Raw genomic sequence first — 896 nt, 5'->3', positions numbered from 1 at the left:
TGATCATATAGTCTTCTGGAATACTATCAATAACACTATTGAAATCAGTCATGCAACCTAAACCACCATGTAATAGAACAAGGGGTTTACCATTTGGATTACCTAGGATTTCGTAATAAATATCAGCGCCATCGAAAGTAAAATAGTGACCACTATCATGCGTGAATCTTAACAAAACTGAATTCCTTTTGATTATAAATAACTGACAAAAAACATAACGCCCGCAATAAGATGTGCCAACGCTGAACCAGCCAAACACACCGAACTCCATACCAAAACCGCCGAGTGTAACGCATCACCTTGATTGCTTTGTTATGGCTCAAAGCTACTGTTTTACTTGCGTTTTTCGATTAACTATCAGCATTCTGATGCCTTGCTCTTCATCATGAAAGGTAGTGGCAACAGAAATGAAACCTCATTGGCAATAAATCTGAAAGCGACTTAGTAAACGAGAAAACAACCATCATCCAAATGCCAATTCTTTGTTGCGGCACTCGGACTTTGGCAACCCAATGCCACAGAGAAATAAGAAACTTGTGACCACCAAGCGGATAACCGCAACCGGCGTAAAAGCCATCATTGTGTGATGACCAATTGCGGCTAGAGAACTTAGGGGATTTCATTACAAAATTGGCCATGAACTTTGTTTGCGCCAGGCTGTAAACCGCAATAATCGCGGAACGCTTCTCACGGCATTGCACTGAAAAGGTATTGATGCAATAACCACTTTTGATTGCTTAAACCATGATGACTACAGGCAAGAGAGAGCCATAACGCTGAGCACATGGGCAGCTAGACCCATGAACCAAAATTTAAATACCGTAATCACAAAACTCAATTCAAACCAAAACTGCCGAGTAATAGCTGTCCCATGGTGCGTTTTGTTAGGGCAATTT

At 41.1% G+C, this 896-nt stretch carries 1 protein-coding gene; it reads right to left on the bottom strand.

Going from position 1 to position 896, the window contains the following annotated elements; all coding sequences use genetic code 11:
* Positions 1 to 259 (bottom strand): alpha/beta fold hydrolase (locus C9I89_RS22710; protein ID WP_425440426.1); only part of this gene is annotated, 259 nt, incomplete at its 3' end.
* Between the last annotated feature and the right edge of the window lie 637 nt (positions 260 to 896).

It is taken from the genome of Photobacterium lipolyticum, from assembly GCF_003026475.1.
In the GTDB taxonomy this organism is placed as follows: Bacteria; Pseudomonadota; Gammaproteobacteria; order Enterobacterales; family Vibrionaceae; genus Photobacterium; species Photobacterium lipolyticum.
This window is presented reverse-complemented; position numbering and strand designations above follow the sequence as displayed.